The 16,208-nt window shown below is 64.3% G+C and carries 16 protein-coding genes; 6 read left to right on the top strand and 10 right to left on the bottom strand.

The genetic code is table 11. From position 1 onward, the window contains the following. Positions 1-18: 18 nt before the first annotated feature. The 4 genes from FJW10_RS09540 to FJW10_RS09525 all read right to left on the bottom strand — a co-directional run bounded on the left by FJW10_RS09540 (position 19) and on the right by FJW10_RS09525 (position 3,686). Positions 19-1,191 (bottom strand): epoxide hydrolase family protein, encoded by a 1,173-nt coding sequence (locus FJW10_RS09540; RefSeq protein ID WP_246674180.1) that lies wholly within the window; start codon positions 1,189-1,191, stop codon positions 19-21. A gap of 70 nt (positions 1,192-1,261) precedes the next feature. Next, entirely contained in the window at positions 1,262-2,242 is a 981-nt protein-coding gene (locus tag FJW10_RS09535; RefSeq protein WP_140899893.1) for a biotin-dependent carboxyltransferase family protein, read from the bottom strand. Next, on the bottom strand, positions 2,239-2,904 hold the full coding sequence (gene pxpB, locus FJW10_RS09530; protein ID WP_140899892.1) for a 5-oxoprolinase subunit PxpB: 666 nt from the start codon (positions 2,902-2,904) through the stop codon (positions 2,239-2,241). The genes FJW10_RS09535 and pxpB overlap by 4 nt, the downstream gene beginning before the upstream one ends. Before the next feature lie 5 nt (positions 2,905-2,909). Beyond that, positions 2,910-3,686: an SDR family oxidoreductase gene (locus tag FJW10_RS09525; RefSeq protein WP_181177473.1), complete on the bottom strand. Its 777-nt coding sequence runs from the start codon at positions 3,684-3,686 to the stop codon at positions 2,910-2,912. Between the two features lie 211 nt (positions 3,687-3,897). Here FJW10_RS09525 and FJW10_RS09520 point away from each other — a divergent pair, with 211 nt between their 5' ends. The 6 genes from FJW10_RS09520 (at position 3,898) to FJW10_RS09495 (ending at position 9,320) form a co-directional block, all read left to right on the top strand. Beyond that, positions 3,898-4,533: an RraA family protein gene (locus FJW10_RS09520; protein WP_140899891.1), complete on the top strand. Its 636-nt coding sequence runs from the start codon at positions 3,898-3,900 to the stop codon at positions 4,531-4,533. Positions 4,534-4,712: 179 nt separating this feature from the next. Beyond that, complete coding sequence (locus FJW10_RS09515) at positions 4,713-5,825, top strand: branched-chain amino acid ABC transporter substrate-binding protein (protein WP_246674179.1); 1,113 nt, start codon at positions 4,713-4,715, stop codon at positions 5,823-5,825. A 129-nt stretch (positions 5,826-5,954) separates the two neighbouring features. Beyond that, positions 5,955-6,866 (top strand): branched-chain amino acid ABC transporter permease, encoded by a 912-nt coding sequence (locus FJW10_RS09510; RefSeq protein WP_140707867.1) that lies wholly within the window; start codon positions 5,955-5,957, stop codon positions 6,864-6,866. Further along, positions 6,866-7,825 (top strand): branched-chain amino acid ABC transporter permease, encoded by a 960-nt coding sequence (locus FJW10_RS09505; RefSeq protein WP_246674177.1) that lies wholly within the window; start codon positions 6,866-6,868, stop codon positions 7,823-7,825. The genes FJW10_RS09510 and FJW10_RS09505 overlap by 1 nt, the downstream gene beginning before the upstream one ends. 2 nt (positions 7,826-7,827) lie before the next feature. Beyond that, positions 7,828-8,592 carry an ABC transporter ATP-binding protein gene (locus FJW10_RS09500; RefSeq protein WP_140899889.1) on the top strand — a complete coding sequence of 255 codons (765 nt, stop codon included), beginning with the start codon at positions 7,828-7,830 and terminating at the stop codon, positions 8,590-8,592. Continuing rightward, the gene (locus FJW10_RS09495) at positions 8,592-9,320 is read left to right on the top strand and encodes an ABC transporter ATP-binding protein (RefSeq protein WP_140899888.1); all 729 of its coding nucleotides are present in this window, start codon (positions 8,592-8,594) and stop codon (positions 9,318-9,320) included. The genes FJW10_RS09500 and FJW10_RS09495 overlap by 1 nt, the downstream gene beginning before the upstream one ends. Positions 9,321-9,754: 434 nt before the next feature. On the opposite strand, the gene FJW10_RS09490 is transcribed toward FJW10_RS09495, so the two are convergent. The 6 genes from FJW10_RS09490 to FJW10_RS09465 form a co-directional block, all read right to left on the bottom strand. Beyond that, on the bottom strand, positions 9,755-11,422 hold the full coding sequence (locus FJW10_RS09490; RefSeq protein WP_140899887.1) for a N,N-dimethylformamidase beta subunit family domain-containing protein: 1,668 nt from the start codon (positions 11,420-11,422) through the stop codon (positions 9,755-9,757). Beyond that, positions 11,412-12,305, bottom strand: coding sequence for an SMP-30/gluconolactonase/LRE family protein (locus FJW10_RS09485; protein ID WP_140899886.1), 894 nt, complete (start codon positions 12,303-12,305; stop codon positions 11,412-11,414). Before FJW10_RS09485 ends, FJW10_RS09490 begins: the two co-directional genes overlap by 11 nt. Before the next feature lie 25 nt (positions 12,306-12,330). Beyond that, positions 12,331-13,350 (bottom strand): ABC transporter ATP-binding protein, encoded by a 1,020-nt coding sequence (locus FJW10_RS09480; RefSeq protein WP_246674176.1) that lies wholly within the window; start codon positions 13,348-13,350, stop codon positions 12,331-12,333. A gap of 2 nt (positions 13,351-13,352) precedes the next feature. Next, positions 13,353-14,339, bottom strand: a complete 987-nt coding sequence (locus FJW10_RS09475) for an ABC transporter ATP-binding protein (RefSeq protein ID WP_140899885.1) — start codon at positions 14,337-14,339, stop codon at positions 13,353-13,355. Continuing rightward, positions 14,336-15,067: an ABC transporter permease gene (locus tag FJW10_RS09470; protein ID WP_246674193.1), complete on the bottom strand. Its 732-nt coding sequence runs from the start codon at positions 15,065-15,067 to the stop codon at positions 14,336-14,338. The genes FJW10_RS09475 and FJW10_RS09470 overlap by 4 nt, the downstream gene beginning before the upstream one ends. 101 nt (positions 15,068-15,168) lie before the next feature. Continuing rightward, positions 15,169-16,182 carry an ABC transporter permease gene (locus FJW10_RS09465; protein ID WP_140899884.1) on the bottom strand — a complete coding sequence of 338 codons (1,014 nt, stop codon included), beginning with the start codon at positions 16,180-16,182 and terminating at the stop codon, positions 15,169-15,171. Positions 16,183-16,208: the final 26 nt, after the last annotated feature.

The following is a 16,208-nucleotide window of genomic DNA, read 5'->3' as shown; positions in this document are numbered from 1 at the left end:
GGAGCATGCGCCCACAGGTCAGGAAAATTGAAGCTCGCTCGCGAAGGCTCTCAGATCCTGCGCGAGCAGGCCGGGTTGCTCGAAGGCTGCAAAATGCCCGCCGCATGGCATTGTTGTCCACCGGCGCACATTACAAAAAACCCGTTCGACCCAGCTTCTTGGCGGCATCGGCAATTCCTTTGGAAACAGCGCTACCGCGAGTGGAACCTCGATCTCCGCGCCATGCGGGAATGACAACGGCCGAGCGCGAGTCTCCCAATAGAGACGCATGGAGGAGGCAACGGTTCGCGTGAACCAGTAGAGCGAGATGTTGGCGAGGACTTCGTCGCGAGAAAATGCGGCATTGTCCAGATTGCCGTCGCAGTCGCTCCAGTCGCGGAACTTTTCGATCATCCATGCCGCCAGTCCCACGGGCGAATCGGTGAGCCCGTAGGCAAGGGTCTGGGGGCGCGTTCCCTGAATGTGGCTGTAGGCGCCGTGAAGATCCGTCCACCGGGCTTTCTCGCCCAGGAAGATGCGTTCTTCGGCAGTGAGGTCGCCGCCGGGACCAGGGTCATGCGAGGGCGAGTACGAGCCGGGAATGAAATTCAGATGCACGCCGGCGAGATTGCTGGGATGGGCGTGGGCCAGGATCGTCGACACGCTGGCGCCGAGGTCACCGCCCTGCGCCAGATAGCGCTCATAACCCAGGCGGCTCATCAGTTCCGCCCAGAGATCGGCGACGGCAAACAGGTTGAGGCCGGCCTTGGTCGGGCGGCTCGAAAAGCCGTATCCGGGGATCGAAGGGATCACGACGTTAAATGCGTCCTGCTCCCTCCCGCCATTGGCAAGCGGATCGGACAGGAGCGGCAAAATCCTGATGAACTCGCAAAAGCTGCCCGGCCAGCCATGAGTGAGAATGATCGCTCTGGCGGTTGGAACTGCGGCGCGAACATGGATGAAATGAATGGTCTGGCCGCCGATTTCCGTCTGATAGTGAGGAAGCTTGTTCCAGGCGTCTTCCTGTCTGCGCCAGTCGAAGCCCGAGCGCCAGTGCTCGAGCAGTCGCCGCAACTCCTCACGCTCGGTTCCCTGGGTCCAGCCGATACCCTCCAGTTGGTCCGGCTCGCGCCAGCTTGCGATGCGTCGCGTCAGGTCGTCGATTTCGGCCTTGGCGATCCGGATCGTGAAGGGGTGGATATCCATGGACATGTTTCGCTCGGCGCTATGGGTTTGAAGCGAAAATCGCTGTCGTTGCGGCCTTTCTGGTCGCAACCGGCCGTCACGCCGGTCGAGGGCAGCCGGGCCTGATGTTTCGCGCGCCCGCAAGCGCGTCAAGCTGCTGCCTGGCAATACGCAGTGCTTGGGTCGCCGCTTCGATCGAGACTGGCACAAAACGCAAGCGCGCGCCGACCGCCGCTTGCGCGAGCCGCCACAGATCAGCTTCGATCACGGTTGCGATCTTCGGGTAGCCGCCGCAGGTGTTGGCATCGGCAAGCTGGATGATCGGCTGGCCGGACGGCGGCACCTGAATGGTGCCTGGCACGATGCCATGCGAGAGCAATTCCAGGGGCGAGATGAGCGAGAGCGTTTCTCCGGACAAGCGATAGCCCATGCGGTTGGCGTCGCTGGTGATCTTCCATTCACTGCTGGTGAAGGCCGCCTGCGCCTGCGCCGTGAAAGCGTCGAACTCGGCGGCGGGAAGCACCCTCAGTTCGATCGCAGAGTCGATAGCGTTGCCAGTGATTTGCCGCTCCTCCAGCGCCACGCCAACGCTTGCTGGGGGAAGCGGACACACCGCGCTGTTGAGCAGGAGCTGGTCGCCGCGCGCAAGGCCGCGCCCGGCAAGCCCGCCGAAACCGCCTTTCACATCCGTCGCACGCGAGCCCATGACGGATGGCAGGTCGAGCCCGCCGGCGAAGGCGATATAAGAACGCGCGCCTGCGCGAGGCGCTTCCACCAGAAGCGTCTGGCCCGCGCGGATAGTGGTTGCCCACCAGGGCGGATACCGCCGATCATCGATACGGATCGGGCAGTCGGCTCCCGTGATGGCCAACGCGGTGTCGACATGTGCCTTGAGCCGGAAGGGATAGAGTGCAATCTCCAGCCCCGCGGCCGATCGGTCATTGCCCAGCATGAAATTGGCGATCGCCAGCGCCTGGCTGTCCATGGCGCCGCCATGGCTGATCCCGAGCGCCAGATAGCCTGGGCGGCCGAGGTCCTGGACAGTGTTCGGAAGACCGGTGGACAGGATTTCGATCATTGCTCTATGCCCGCAATCTCGAATTGGACCTTGTCTCCAGGCCTCAGCAGCACCGGCGATTGCGCCTGAATATCGAAGAGCCTCACGTCGGTGTGGCCGATAATGTGCCACCCCGACGGCGCGGTCATCGGCATGATGCCTGCCTGCGCGCCGCCGATGATGACGGCGCCTTCGGCCACTTTCAGGCGAGGGTTTTTGCGCCGTGGCCAGTCGAGCCGCGGGTCGAGACCGGACAAGTAAGGAAAGCCCGGCATGGCCCCGATAGCGGCTACGGAATAGGTCGCGGCCGCGTGACGATTGACTGTCTCTTCCAGCGACAATGCGCAATGCGCGGCCCAGCCAGCGAGGTCTTCGCCGCGCGAGCCGCCGTAATGCACGGGAATCCTGCGCAAGCTGCCGGCGGCCGCTTGTGGATGGGTGCCGGCCCAAAGTGATTGCAGTTGTTCGCCGACACTCGATGCATCCGTGACGAGCGGGTCGAACAGCACCAGCAGGTTGTTCATGCCGGGGACCGTCTCGCGCACGCCGTCGAGGGCTCGTGCAGCTTCCGCCACAGCCCAAACCAACTCTTGAGTGGCGTCGTCGAACCTTGCCTGCGCGCCATCGAGAAGCAGCGCGCCTGATCCCGCAAGGCTGATGCGCGGCGCTGGCCCAATGGTCATGAGCGTCAGTCCTTCACCGGCACGGTGTAGTTCAGGATCAGGCGACCGCCATCTGGATAAATAGTCTGGCCCACGATGTAGGAGGCATCGTCGCTGGCCAGGAAGGAAGCGACGCTGGCGACCTCCGACGGCTCGCCGCAGCGCCCGCTCGGCGTTCGCGACAGGATGGTCTGCCGCTGCGCCTCGCTGGCCATGACCGAGCTCCTGACCATGTCGGTCAGGATCGTTCCCGGTCCGATGGCGTTGACGCGGATGTTGTGCGGGATGAGCCCGACCGCCATCACGGCCGTCAGCTGCTTGATGCCGCCCTTTGATACCGCGTAGGCGACGGAATTGGGAATGGCCAGGATGGCATTGATCGACGACATGTTGATGATCGAGCCGCCGCGCCTCTGAGCGATCATGGCTCGTGCCGCGGCCTGACCGAGGAGGAACGGCGCCTTGAGATTGACGCGCTGAACCCAATCGAAGGCTTCCTCGGGGAAGTCGACGAAATCATCGAGGTGGATCACACCGGCATTGTTGATCAAGACGTCGACGCCGCCAAAGGCGTCGGTGGCCTCGGCGATGATGCCGGCGGCCATGTCCGCCGTGCATGCGGAAAGATCCGCTTCGAGCCAGACGGCGCGCTCGCCGAGACGTTGCGCATGCTCGCGACCGCTGTCGGCTTTCACATCCACGAGCACGACCTTGGCGCCGTCGGCATGAAAGCGCTCGGCGCAGGCGAGGCCCAGGCCTTGCGCCGCCCCGGTGATGATCACGACTTTGCCCGCATGCTTCACAGCCGATTCCCTTTTTTGATGCCAATGAGGATATGTTATCCAATCTATCGCCAAGCGCGAGCTTATGGCAAGCCCGGTGTGGCAGGTCGAAAGCGGCTCGCAGCGCGGGATTACAGGGAAATCGGCTTTTTCGAACAGCTTCAAGTAAGCCGGTTGACTTTGCTCTTCAAATGATGATTGGATAATATATTCATAAATTGGAGAGATGAAAATGGCGAGCGGGCAGCGGGAAGGTGAACTGGTCGATGCGTTCCGCGTCTTTGCCACGCCGTTGATCAGCGACAATCTTGCCCGGGTGCCCGGCGCCGTCGGGTTGCGACCGTTCCACAAGATCAGCGGCATTATGGTGGGACGGGCGCTGACAGTGAAGACGCGCCCCGGCGATAACCAGTTCATCCATCGCGCGCTCGACCTGGTGCAGCCGGGCGATGTCATTGTCGTCGATGGCGGCGGTTACGAAGGGCGGGCACTCGTCGGCGAGATCATGACAAGCCTCGCTGCCTCACGCGGCGCCGCCGGCATCGTCATCGACGGAGCCATCCGCGATGCCGGCGCCATCGGCCGCAATCCATTTCCCTGCTTCGCGCGATCGGCCATCCACCTCGGCCCTTACAAGGACGGTCCCGGGGCGATCAATGTTCCGGTCTCGGTGGGCGGAATGGTCGTCGGTTCCGGCGACATCGTCGTGGGCGACGAGGACGGCGTCGTGGCGTTTCCGCTCGAGGGCGCCACGGCCTTGCTGGCAGCCGTCAAGGCGCAGGAAGCGCGCGAAGCCGACATCATGCAGAGCATCAAGGAGAACCGTTACCAGGGTGCCTATGCCCAGGCTCCGGCCAGCAGCCATTGAGTTGCAGAGCTTGACGCCAGGGCCTCGAGCGCAGGCCGGCTAGCGATTGCAAACATTGCAGCTCCGCCTCTGAAGTAGGAGCGCAACCTGGCCGGTCCGCCCAGGGCGGCTCGGCGACAATCAAGCAGAATGCATTACGGGCCATGATCCGGATGCGCCAACAGGGGAAAATGGAGAGAATGATGGTTGTTTCCTTCAAGAGGCTTGCCTGCGCCACCGCCCTTGCCGGGCTGGCCATGACCGCAGTTGCCGCCGCTGCCGACGTCAAGATCGGCATCGTCGCGCCGATGACCGGCCAGTTGGCCAGCGAAGGACAGGACATGGAAAACGCGGTGAAGATGGCGATCGATGCCGCCAATGCCAAGGGCGGCGTCAATGGCGACAAGATCACCACAACCACCGCCGACGACGCCTGCGATCCGCAGCAGGCGGTCACCGCCGGCAGCAAACTGATATCGGAAGGCGTGACGGCAATCGTCGGCGGCTACTGCTCCGGCGCCGTGTTGCCGACGTTGAAGATCTACGGCGATGCCGGCGTTCCGTTCGTCATCATCGGCGCGAATTCGACCAAGCTGGTCGCCGCCAATCAGGGCAATGCCTTCCTCGCCAACTCGACCGGCGACATGCAGGCGACCACCGCCGTCGAGCTCTTCAAGAAGAACGGCTACAAGAAGATCGCCGTCATAGACGAAGGCGATGCCTATTCCTCCGACCTGGCAAAGCTCACCGCCGAAGCCTTCAAGAACGCGGGCGGCGAGATCGCCGCCAAGGAAACCACCACCGCCGGCGAGCAGGACTATTCGGCGGTCGTCACCAAGGTTAAATCAAGCGGCGCGGATGCCGTCTTCTGGACCGCCTATCATGCCGGCGGCGCGCTTCTCACCAAGCAGCTTCGGCAGGCAGGCTTCCAGGGCGGCATCGTTCTCGGCGACGGCAACAATTCGCCGGAATATCTGGAGATCGCCGGCTCGGCCGGCGAGGGCGTGTTTCTGCTGTCCCCGCCAACCGTCGATCTCCTCTCCGGCGCTGCCGATTTCAGGGCCAAGTACAAGGAGACCTATGGCCGCGACGCCGGCGCCTACGCGGCCCTTTCGCATGACGTCGGCGACCTGATCGTAGACGCCATCGCACGGGCAAAATCTGCCGACCAGAAGGCAATCATCGAGGCGCTGAAAGCAAGCGACTTCAAGGGTCTGGCCGGCGAAATCAAGTTCACCGACAAGAACACGCTGCAGACGTCGAACTTCCGCCCGGTCGTCGCCAAGGGCGGCAAGTGGGTCGCCGCCGAGTAAGCGACGAAACATGCTGATGCCGAGGCCTTTTTTGCCAGCCTCGGCATCATTCCTGTTTTTGCGGCTATGTGGCGGGCTATCGATGCTTCGCCAAGGCTCGACTTTTTCAATCTCTGCACCGGAGCATCAATGACGCTCGACCTAGTCATTCAGCAACTGGTGAACGGCCTGATTGTCGGCTCGTTCTACGCCCTGATCGCGCTCGGCTACAGCATGGTCTTCGGCGTCATCAAGCTCCTGAATTTCGCCCATGGCGATATCTACATGAGCGGCGCCTTCGTTGGCCTCATCGTGTTTTCCTTCGTCGGCGTGTGGGTCGGCAATGGCTGGGCGGGCGTCGTCTGCGCCTTGCTGGTTTCGATGCTGGCCGTAGGGTTGCTCGGCGTCGTCATCGAGCGCTTCGCCTACCGGCCGATGCGCAACGCACCGCGCCTGTCGATCCTGATCACCGCGCTCGGGGCCTCGATGGTGCTGAATGGCACCGCGCTTGCGCTGACCGGCGGGCGGCATTTCGCATTCAGCACCGACCTCGGTTTTGCGGGCCTGGACGTTTCGGCTGTGCATATCACCTACACACAGATCGTGCTTGTCGCCGCCTCGATCCTGCTGATGGCTGGGATGCAGGCCTTTGTCTCGCGCACCATGTACGGCAAGGCGATGCGCGCCGTGTCGATCGACATGGGGGCCAGCCGCCTGATGGGCATCGATGTCGATCGGGTGATCGCGCTGACCTTCTTCATGGGGTCGGCACTCGCGGCCGGCGGCGGCGTCATGGCGGGCGCCTACTATGGCAGCGTCCATTTCTTCATGGGCTTCATCATGGGGCTCAAAGCGTTCACCGCTGCCGTCATCGGCGGCATCGGCAGTGTGCCGGGCGCCATGCTTGGCGGCCTGCTGCTCGGCCTTCTCGAGGCCTACGGGTCATCCTTGCCCTTCGTCGGATCGGAATGGCGCGACGTCTTCGTGTTCGGTGCGTTGATCCTGTTCCTGGTCTTCAAGCCGACGGGCCTGCTCGGGCGCTCGGTTGTGGAGCGGGTGTGATGAGCGACGGAGCCAGGACCTTGCCAGCCGCCGCGCAACCGCCATTGGTGCGGCGCTCGCATTTGCTGCCGGGTCTCGCCGCGCTTGGCTGTGCGCTGGTGCTGCCGCACTTCGCCAATGCCTATGTAACGGAGGTGGCAACCACGGCGTTGCTCTATGTCGTGTTGTGCCTCGGTCTCAACATCGTCGTCGGCTATGCGGGCCTGCTTGACCTTGGCTACGCGGCCTTCTTTGCCGTCGGCGCCTACACGACCGGCATCCTGACCTCGGAATTCGGCTTCAACTTCTGGCTCACGATTCCCGTCGCCATGGTGGCTGCCTGTCTGGCCGGTGTCATCATCGGCGCGCCGACCTTGAGGCTGCGCAGCGACTATCTGGCGATCGTGACCCTGGGCTTCGGCGAGATCGTGCGCATCATTGCCCGCAACCTCGATATCACCGGCGGCGCCAGCGGCCTCGTCGGTATCGAGCGGCCGGAGATACTGGGCTTCAAGCTGATGCAGGTGCAGCACTTCTACTATGCGTTCCTGACGCTCGCGCTGCTTGCCGTTTTCGCCTGCCTGAGCGTCGAGCGGTCGCGCATGGGGCGTGCCTGGTTCTATGTCCGTTATGACGAGGACGCCGCCGCGGGGATCGGCATCAATCGCGTGTCGGCCAAGCTGCAGGCCTATATGATGGGGGCCGTGATCGCGTCGGTGGCCGGGTGTCTCTACGCCGCGAAGATGACCGCGATTTCGCCGGAAAGCTTTACCTTCAACCAGTCGCTTCTGATCCTTTTAGGCGTCGTCCTGGGCGGCATGGGCCGCATTCCCGGTGTCGTCCTGGGTGCGATTCTGGTGGCCCTGCTGCCGGAGGTGCTGCGCGGAGCTGGCACCTATCGTCCGCTGGTCACGGCTGTGGCGCTGCTGGCAATCATGCTCTTCAGGCCGAACGGCCTGTGGCCGGACAAGCGGGGTTGACCATGGCCTTGCTGGAAGTCCGCGATCTGCGCCTCAGCTTCGGAGGGCTGAAGGTCCTGCAGGATATTTCGTTCTCGGTGGAGAAGGGCGCCATCAACAGCCTCATCGGGCCGAATGGCGCGGGCAAGACGTCCCTCTTCAATTGCCTGACCGGCTTCTATAAGCCAAAGGGTGGCTCGATCCGGCTGGGCGGCCGGCCGATCACGGGCTTGCCGCCGCACCGCATCACAGCGCTCGGCCTTGCCCGCACTTTCCAGAACATCCGCTTGTTCAAGGAAATGTCGGTTCTGGAAAATGCCATGTCCGGCCAGCATTGCCGCAGCCGCCACGGCATCGTCTCGGCAATCCTGCACCTGCCGTCGCAACGGCGGGAGGAGAATATGATACGCGCGGCGGGAATGCGCTGGCTCGAGTTCGTCGGCATCGCTGAACATGCGCATCGTCTGGCCGGCAGCCTCTCCTACGGTGATCAGCGACGGCTTGAACTTGCACGGGCCTTGGCCTCGGCGCCCGAGATCATCCTGCTCGATGAGCCTGCTGCCGGGCTGAACGAGCGCGAGAAGCTCGATCTTGTGCATTTGATCCGCCGCATTCGCGACGAGACCGGCGTCACCGTGCTTTTGATCGAGCACGATATGGGCCTTGTCATGCAGGTGTCGGAAAAGATCGTTGTCTTCGACTATGGCCAGAAGATCGCCGATGGCGCGCCGGATGCCGTGCGCGCCGATCCGAAAGTCATCGAAGCCTATCTCGGCACGGAGGATTGATGGACACGGATATTGTCCTTGCGGCCGACCGGATCGTCACGCGCTACGGCAGCATCGAGGCGCTTCATGGCGTCAGCCTCTCGATAAGGCGCGGCCAGATCGTGGCATTGCTCGGCGCGAACGGCGCAGGCAAAAGCACGACATTGCGAACGCTGTCCGGTCTCATTGCTGCGTCCTCGGGAAACGTCCGGTTCCTGGGTGAGGACATAACCAGGGTCCCGGCCCACCGGTTGCCCCACCGAGGTCTTGTTCACGTTCCCGAGGGACGGCGCATTTTCGGCGACATGACGATCCGGGAGAATCTCGACCTGGGTTCGTTCACGCTGACCGACGATGCGGAGCGGCGACGGCGGCTGGATCATGTGTTCGAACTCTTCCCGATCCTGGCGCGAAGGCACAATGGCGACGCAAGGAACCTGTCCGGCGGGGAGCAGCAGATGCTGGCGATCGGAAGAGCTCTCATGGCGGCCCCACAGATGCTGCTGCTCGACGAGCCTTCAATGGGGCTGGCGCCACAGCTGATCAAGGAAGTCATGAACATCGTGCAGCGCCTCAATCGTGAGGGCGTGACGATCCTCCTGGTGGAGCAGAACAGCAAAGTCGCATTGAAGTTCGCGGACTACGGCTACGTTCTAAAGGGGGGACGTGTAGTGCTTGAAGGGCGGGGAAGCGATCTTGCGAACAATGACGCCGTCGTCAGCGCCTACCTGGGCGGTGTCGCGGCCTGAAAGCTGACCGTTCTGCGCATCCTCTCAGCCGAAAACGCCCATCGGAATTCCGGCGACGTCCGCCTTCGCGGAGAGCATCGTTCGGGCGGTCCGTGCGGAGCGATGTGATGAAGAGTGCCTTCAGGTCGCTGCTGCCGAAGCAAGGCATGGTCGGCGCCGCGTCGGCAGCGAGAATATCCCGGCGATCCGGCCGTCCGGGGCGAATTTGGTGATCCGGCCAGCCGTCACGCCCCCGCAACCCGGCCGGCTTGCCGGCAGGGCGCTTTTGCTCGAGTGCCAAGGCGCTTTCAGGTCTTGGTCCGGGTCGTCGGTCCGTTACCGAAATGTTTTAAGTGTCCGTACCTTCCGGAGTGCGATGGCCAGGACAAACCGGCAAGCAGAGCTGGCGCCAGCTCTGCTTGCCGCCGATCAAAACGACAGCCCGCCACGCAATTTCATGCATTGGTGAAACGGTCGAGCACGTTGCGGGTGATCTGCTCGGTGAAGCGGTCGCCGCGCTTGAGGCCCATCACCCACTCGCAGGTCGCGGCGGTCAGCACTTCGCCCTTGCCGCGCGTCATGTGCACCATCATGCCGGCGCCGTATTTGTAGCGGGCGAGCCCTTCTGGCGTCACCTCTCCGGTGACGCATTTCACCAGGCCCTCATGGTCGCTGCTGCGGACATAGTAGCGGAAGCCTTCGCCATCCGGCTCGTCCTCGGCGAGCACCGCCGGTGCCATGGCGAGGATTTGGATCGTTTCCGGCTGACCGTCGACCGGGACAGGATAGGGAAGGCCATGCCTGAATGTGTAATCGAGGCCGTCGACCTCGTAGGCGAAGATACGCTCCTTGTCGCCGAAGATATCGGCATAGTGAAGCCCGGTGCGGGCAAACACCCAATGCTCGGGACGGTAGACGGTGAAGCCCTTCTGGCCGTGCGGCGCGAAGCCGCCCCAGGACGCGTAGAGCCCATGCAATCCGTTGACGCCGACCGTCGAGGCGCCCGGCCAGGCAACGTCCTTGTCTTCCCATGCGGTCGACAGCAGATGCGCCTTATCGGTGCCGGCGACCGGGTCGTTGTTGATGGCGTTGAACTTGTGGCAGATCTGGCGCTTGCCGTCGTCCTCCAGGCGGATCTGCCAGAGGAAGTTGGCGCCGAAGCGCGCAAGCCTGCCGCCGCGTTCGACATAGGCTTCGACCGCCAGCCGCATCTCGCGGGTCCAGTATTCGTCATGGCCGACAATGGTCACGCACGGATAGGCGTCGAGCAGCTCCGGCCTGTAGTGCAGGTCGGTTTGCGTGATCATGTCGAGCTCGTAGCCTTCCTTCTCCGCCCACAGCACGAAGTGGCGGTCGAACTGCGCCCAGCCGGCGGCGGCGTAATATTGGCCGAAGCCGTTGGCATAGGCCCATTCCTTCATCGGGTAGCGCGGCGCGTCGCCGAACTCCGGCAGCGGGTCGGCGCAGATGCGCGGCGCCCCGGGCGGCAGCCAGACGACGCCGCGGGTCCACGGGCGCTCGAGCGAAAGCACGGGCGAGGGCTGGTCCTTGCCCGCACCGACAACGCCAAAATAGTGATTGGCGCCGCCGAAATCATTGTAGGCGGTCCAGGTGCCGGTCGGCAGGATCATCAGGATCTTCGCGCGGCGCGTCGCCGCTGTCGGACGCACGACGAAGAAATGGTGCTGGACGAACTTACCGCCATTGGCGCGGGCGCAGGTCGAGACGACCCGGTAGAAGCCCGAGCGCAGATCGGCCGGCAGCCGCCAGCGGTGGCTGACGGGCCAGCCGCAGCCGGAACGATATGCATCCGCCGGCGTCGGCGCGAAGACGCCGGCGATGTCCTCGACCTTGTGGATGGTTTCCGGCCGATAGCCGTCGCGGTAGATCTCCAGCGTCCAATGCGGCGCGGTGGTCGAGGAATGGAAGACCACCTCGTCGCCCGGGTCATAGGATATCGTGTCCGTGTAGGTATAGACCTCGGGCAGGGCAGGGTCGCCGCGCGGCGCTTCATACCAGGGGTTGGAGTGCCAATGCTCGTCGGCGGACATGGCCCAGGCTTTGCGCGGGCGGATGTTGACGGGGCCGAGTTCGGGCGGAACGAAATCGTCTTCACGGGACATTGGCTGGCTCACTCAGATCATCAGCAGGGAAGGTCGGTTGAAGCGTATACGAGACGAGCTGGCCGGGCAGGCCGAGCGTCACCCAGAGCCTGCCGTCATGGACGCAGCAATTGGTCGGGTCGCTGCCCTCGCCGCAATCGATCATCTCGACCAGTCGGCCGGCGGTGTCGAGGATCGCGACCCGGTCGCCGGTGCTGCCGGTGACGTAGAGCAGGCCTTGATGGAAGACCATGCCATCCGGATTGAAGCGGTCGTCGAAACGAACCCATTCGGTTATCGCGCCGACGCTGCCGTCATTCCAGTCGAAGCGCAGCAGACGATGCTCTATCGTGATGCCGACGATCAACGAACCGTCGGGATGGAAGACAAGCCCGTTCGGGAAGCCGGTCATCTTGGCCAGCGCACGGACCGTTCGATCCTGTCCCGCCGCAAGCAGCTGCCCGCCATGGTAGGCCGCGTCGTCGGCGCCCAGAACCTCCCAGTTCTGCGGATCGGTGAACACGATCCCGCCTTCCGGCGTGAAGATCAAATCGTTTGGCCGCGAAGGCTTCGCTCCGGGGAGTTGGTCGGCGAAGGTTTCCCAGCGGCCGTCGAGTTGCAGGCGCTGGATGCAACCGGAAATCATCGGCTCGGCATAATGCAGCTTCTCAAGCGACTCAGGCGCAAGGCCGCCATTGTTGCAGATATAGAGCGCGCCGTCGGGGCCGAGCCGCATGCCGTTCGGCGCGCCGGGAAGCGTGGCCAGTTCGCGCACGGCACCGTCCTTGAAGGCGCGGACCTTGGCGTGGAGCAGGTCGACGAAGGCGATCGACCCATCCGGAAGCGCCACCGGTCCCTCCGGAAAGCCCAGGCCCGTCACGTGGATTTCCTTCGACCGTTTCATAACGCCTCCCTCTTTCGATGTGCTTCTAGCTGGCGACGGCCAGCCCGCGCCTGGCGTGTCCCACCTCGGCGCCTGCCCGGGCCGTTTCTTCGGGCGCAAGGTGGCAGGCCACCATCTGGCCGGTGCCGGGCATGCCGCGCAGCGGCGGTACGTTTGTCCGGCAAATGTCGCGCGCCAGATGGCAGCGCGGGTGAAACCGGCAACCGGATGGCACGTCGGCAGGATTGGGCGGATCGCCGGTGAGCATGATGCGCTTCCAGCCGACCTGACGGCGCGCGGCAAGCGTCGGCGCGGCCGACAGCAGCGCCTGCGTGTAAGGATGCAGCGGCCGCTGCATGATCTCGTCGGCCGTTCCTTGCTCGATGATGGTGCCGAGATACATCACCGCGATGCGGTCGGCGACATGGCCGATGATATCGAGATCATGCGAGATGATCAGGTAGGAGATGCCGCGCTTGCGCTGGATGTGCAGCATCAGGTTCACGATCTGCGCTTGGATCGATGGGTCGAGCGCGGAAGTCGGCTCGTCGGCGACGATGATTTCCGGTTCGAGCGCCAGCGCCCTTGCAATGGCGATGCGCTGCAACTGGCCGCCGGAAAACTGGCCGGGCAGCTTTTGGATATCGATGTTCTCCAATCCGACGAAGGAGAGAAGCTCGCTGATGCGTGGCTCAAGCCCGCCGCCCAGCTTGACGCCATGCGTGTCGAACGGCTCGCGCATGATTTCGGCGATGGTCATGCGCGCGTTGAGCGAGGCGAGCGGGTCCTGGAACACGGCCTGCAGGCGACGGCGGATCGGCAGCATGGGCCGGCTGCCGAAACCGGTCACGTCGACGCCGTCGAAGCGGACGCGCCCATCGGTCACGTCGACCAGCTTGAGCGCCAGCCGGGCAAGAGTGGACTTGCCGCATCCGCTCTCGCCGACCAGCCCCAGCGTCTCGCCCTTCCCGACGGCCAGCGAGACACCGGCAACCGCCTGCACGGCGCGGCCGCCGCGGCGCTGCGAGAAGGTTTTCGAGACGGCATCGAGTTCGAGAAGCGCCATGGTCAGCTCTTCGCGATTTCAAGAGGCTTGGCTGCCTCGATCGGATGGTGGCAGGCAAGCTCGACGGCGCCGAATTGCCGACGCGGCGGCTCGATGCTGCGGCAATCCTCCTGCGCGCGCGGACAGCGCGAATGGAAGCGGCAGCTGGACGGGAAGGCGCCCAGCCCCGGCGCGCCGCCGACGATGGCGTTGAGCTCCTGCTTTGCCGGCGTCTGCGAGATCATGGCGCTGGTCATCAGCGCCGCCGTATAAGGATGCGAGGGCTGCAGCATGATGGAATCGGCTGGCCCGACCTCGGCGATGCGGCCGGCATAGAGCACGAGGATCCGGTCGGCCACTTCGGCGACGACGCCCATGTCGTGGGTGATCAGGATGATCGTCAGCGCCAGCTCGCGCTTCAGTTCGGCAAGCAGCTCAAGCATCTGGGCCTTGATGGTGACGTCGAGCGCCGTCGTCGGCTCGTCGGCGATCAGCAGGCTCGGGCCGGCTGCCAGCGCCATCGCGATCATGGCGCGCTGCCGCATGCCGCCGCTGATCTCATGCGGATAGGCGGAGGCGACGCGGCCTGGGTCGGGAATGCGAACGCGCTCCAGCATTTCCACGGCGCGCTTCTTTGCCTCGGCGCGGCCGGCAAGGCCGTGCGCGACGAGGGTCTCCGCAATCTGGTCGCCGACCGGCCAGACCGGATTCAGCGAGCTCAGCGGATCCTGATAGATCAGGCCGATCTCCGGGCCGCGCAGCTTGCGCAATTCGGCGTCGGGCCGCTTCAGCATTTCGCGGTCCTTGAAGCGGATCGAGCCGGAGACGAAGGCGGTGGGCGGCTGCAATCCGGCGATCGACATGCCGGTCAGCGACTTGCCCGAGCCGGACTCGCCGATGATGACGAAGGTCTCGCCCTCGGCGACGTCGAAGGAAATGCCGTCGACCGCGACGAGGTTCTGGCCCTCGCGCTGGAAACCGATTGCGAAGTCGCGGACCGAGAGGATCATGCGGCCCGCTTCGACGCGAGCGCGTCGCCGATCAGCGAGAAGGCGGTGGCGGTCAGCATGATCATGGTGCCGGGAAAGACCAGATACCACCAGGCCGAGCCGAAATAGGGACGCGAGTCGCGGATCAGCAAACCCCATTCCGGCGTCGGCGAATTGGCGCCGAGACCGAGGAAGGAAAGGGCGGTGACGGCGACCAGCGCGTAGCCGATGTCGGTGGTGACGCGCACATTCACCTCCTGGACCACGAAGGGGATGATGTGGCGGCGCAGGATGGTCATCTCCGACACACCGAGCGCGCGGGCGGCCTCGACATGCGGCCGCTCGCGCAGGCGCAGCACCTCGCCGCGCACCAGCCGCGCATAACCCGGCCACCAGATGATGGCGAGCGACAGCGCCACGCTGTCGAGGCCGCGTCCGATCGAGGCGGCGACGGCGAGCGCCAGCACCAGCGCCGGGAAGCCGAAGAACAGGTCGACGATGCGCATCATCAAATTATCGATGCCCTGGCGCGCCATGCCGGAGATGGCGCCATAGATCACGCCGAACAGCGCGGAGGCAAAGACGATGGCGATTGCCACGCCGAGCGAATAGCGGGTGCCGTAGACGATGCGCGAGAAGATATCGCGGCCACCCTCGTCCGTGCCGAAGATGTGCGTGAGGCTCGGCGGCTTCAGCCGGTCGGCCATGGCGAGCGCGATCGGGTCGTGCGGCGCGATCAGGCCGGGCATAAGCGTGAAGGCCGCCAGGATCACCAGCACCAGCAGCGCGAGCGGCAGCAGCACGCCTTTCGGCCTCGCGATGGTCCGGCGCGCGGGCTGGTTGGAAATACTCATGAACCGACACTCTGCACGCGCGGATCGATCACCGGATAGAGCAGATCCATCACCAGGTTGATGATCACGAAGCCGGCCGTCGAGACGATCGCCAGCGCAATCACCGGCGAATAGTCGAAGACCTGGAACGACTGGTAAGCGTAAAGGCCGATGCCGGGCCAGTCGAAGATGACCTCGACCAGGATTACCCAACTGATCATGTAGCCGAACTGCATGGTGGTCGCCGTCAGGATCGGCGACAGCGCATTGCGCAAAATGTGCTTGAACAGGATCCGGTTGGGCGACAGGCCCTTGCCGCGCGCCGTGCGCACATAGAGCCGGCTTTGTTCCTGGATGAGGGCGGCGCGCGACAGCCGCGTGCCGACCGCAAGCAGGTTGACGACGATGGTCGCGGCGGGAAGCGCCAGGTGTTTCAGGCTGGCGAGAAAGGCCGAGAGGCTGCCGGCCAGCAGGGAATCGATGAGCAGGAAGCCGCTGACCACCGGCGGCGCCGTCTCGCGGATCGGGAAGCGCGCGCCGAGCGGCAGCCAGTGCAATTTGTAGAAGAAGAAGAACTGCAGCGTCATGCCGAGCCAGAACACCGGGATGCCGGTGCCGATCATGGTAGTGAGGCGGATCGCGCCGTCCACCGCGCCGCCGGGGCGGCGGGCCGCCAGCACCGCCAGCGAGAAGCTGATCGCCATATAGAGGACGAAGCTGACGATCAGGAGCTCCAGCGTCGCCGGCAGGTACTGCTTCAGGTCGGTGCTGACGCTGCGCCGGGTGCGGATCGACTCGCCCAGGTCGCCCTTGGCGAGGCCGATCATATAGGTGGCGAATTGTTCCGGCAGCGGACGGTCTAGACCGTGCTCGACGCGGATGCGCTGCACGGTCTCCTCGGAGGCGTTCTGGCCGGCCAGGAAGGCGGCCGGGTCGGCCGGGACGACACGACTGAGGAAGAAGGTTATGACCGCGACGGCGATGAGGACGACAAGACCCCAGACCAGACGCTTGAACAGGAAGGCGATCACAACCGTGCTGTCCGCATGCTCACCCC

It is taken from the genome of Mesorhizobium sp. B4-1-1 (genome assembly GCF_006439375.1).
GTDB lineage: Bacteria > Pseudomonadota > Alphaproteobacteria > Rhizobiales > Rhizobiaceae > Mesorhizobium.
This window is presented reverse-complemented; position numbering and strand designations above follow the sequence as displayed.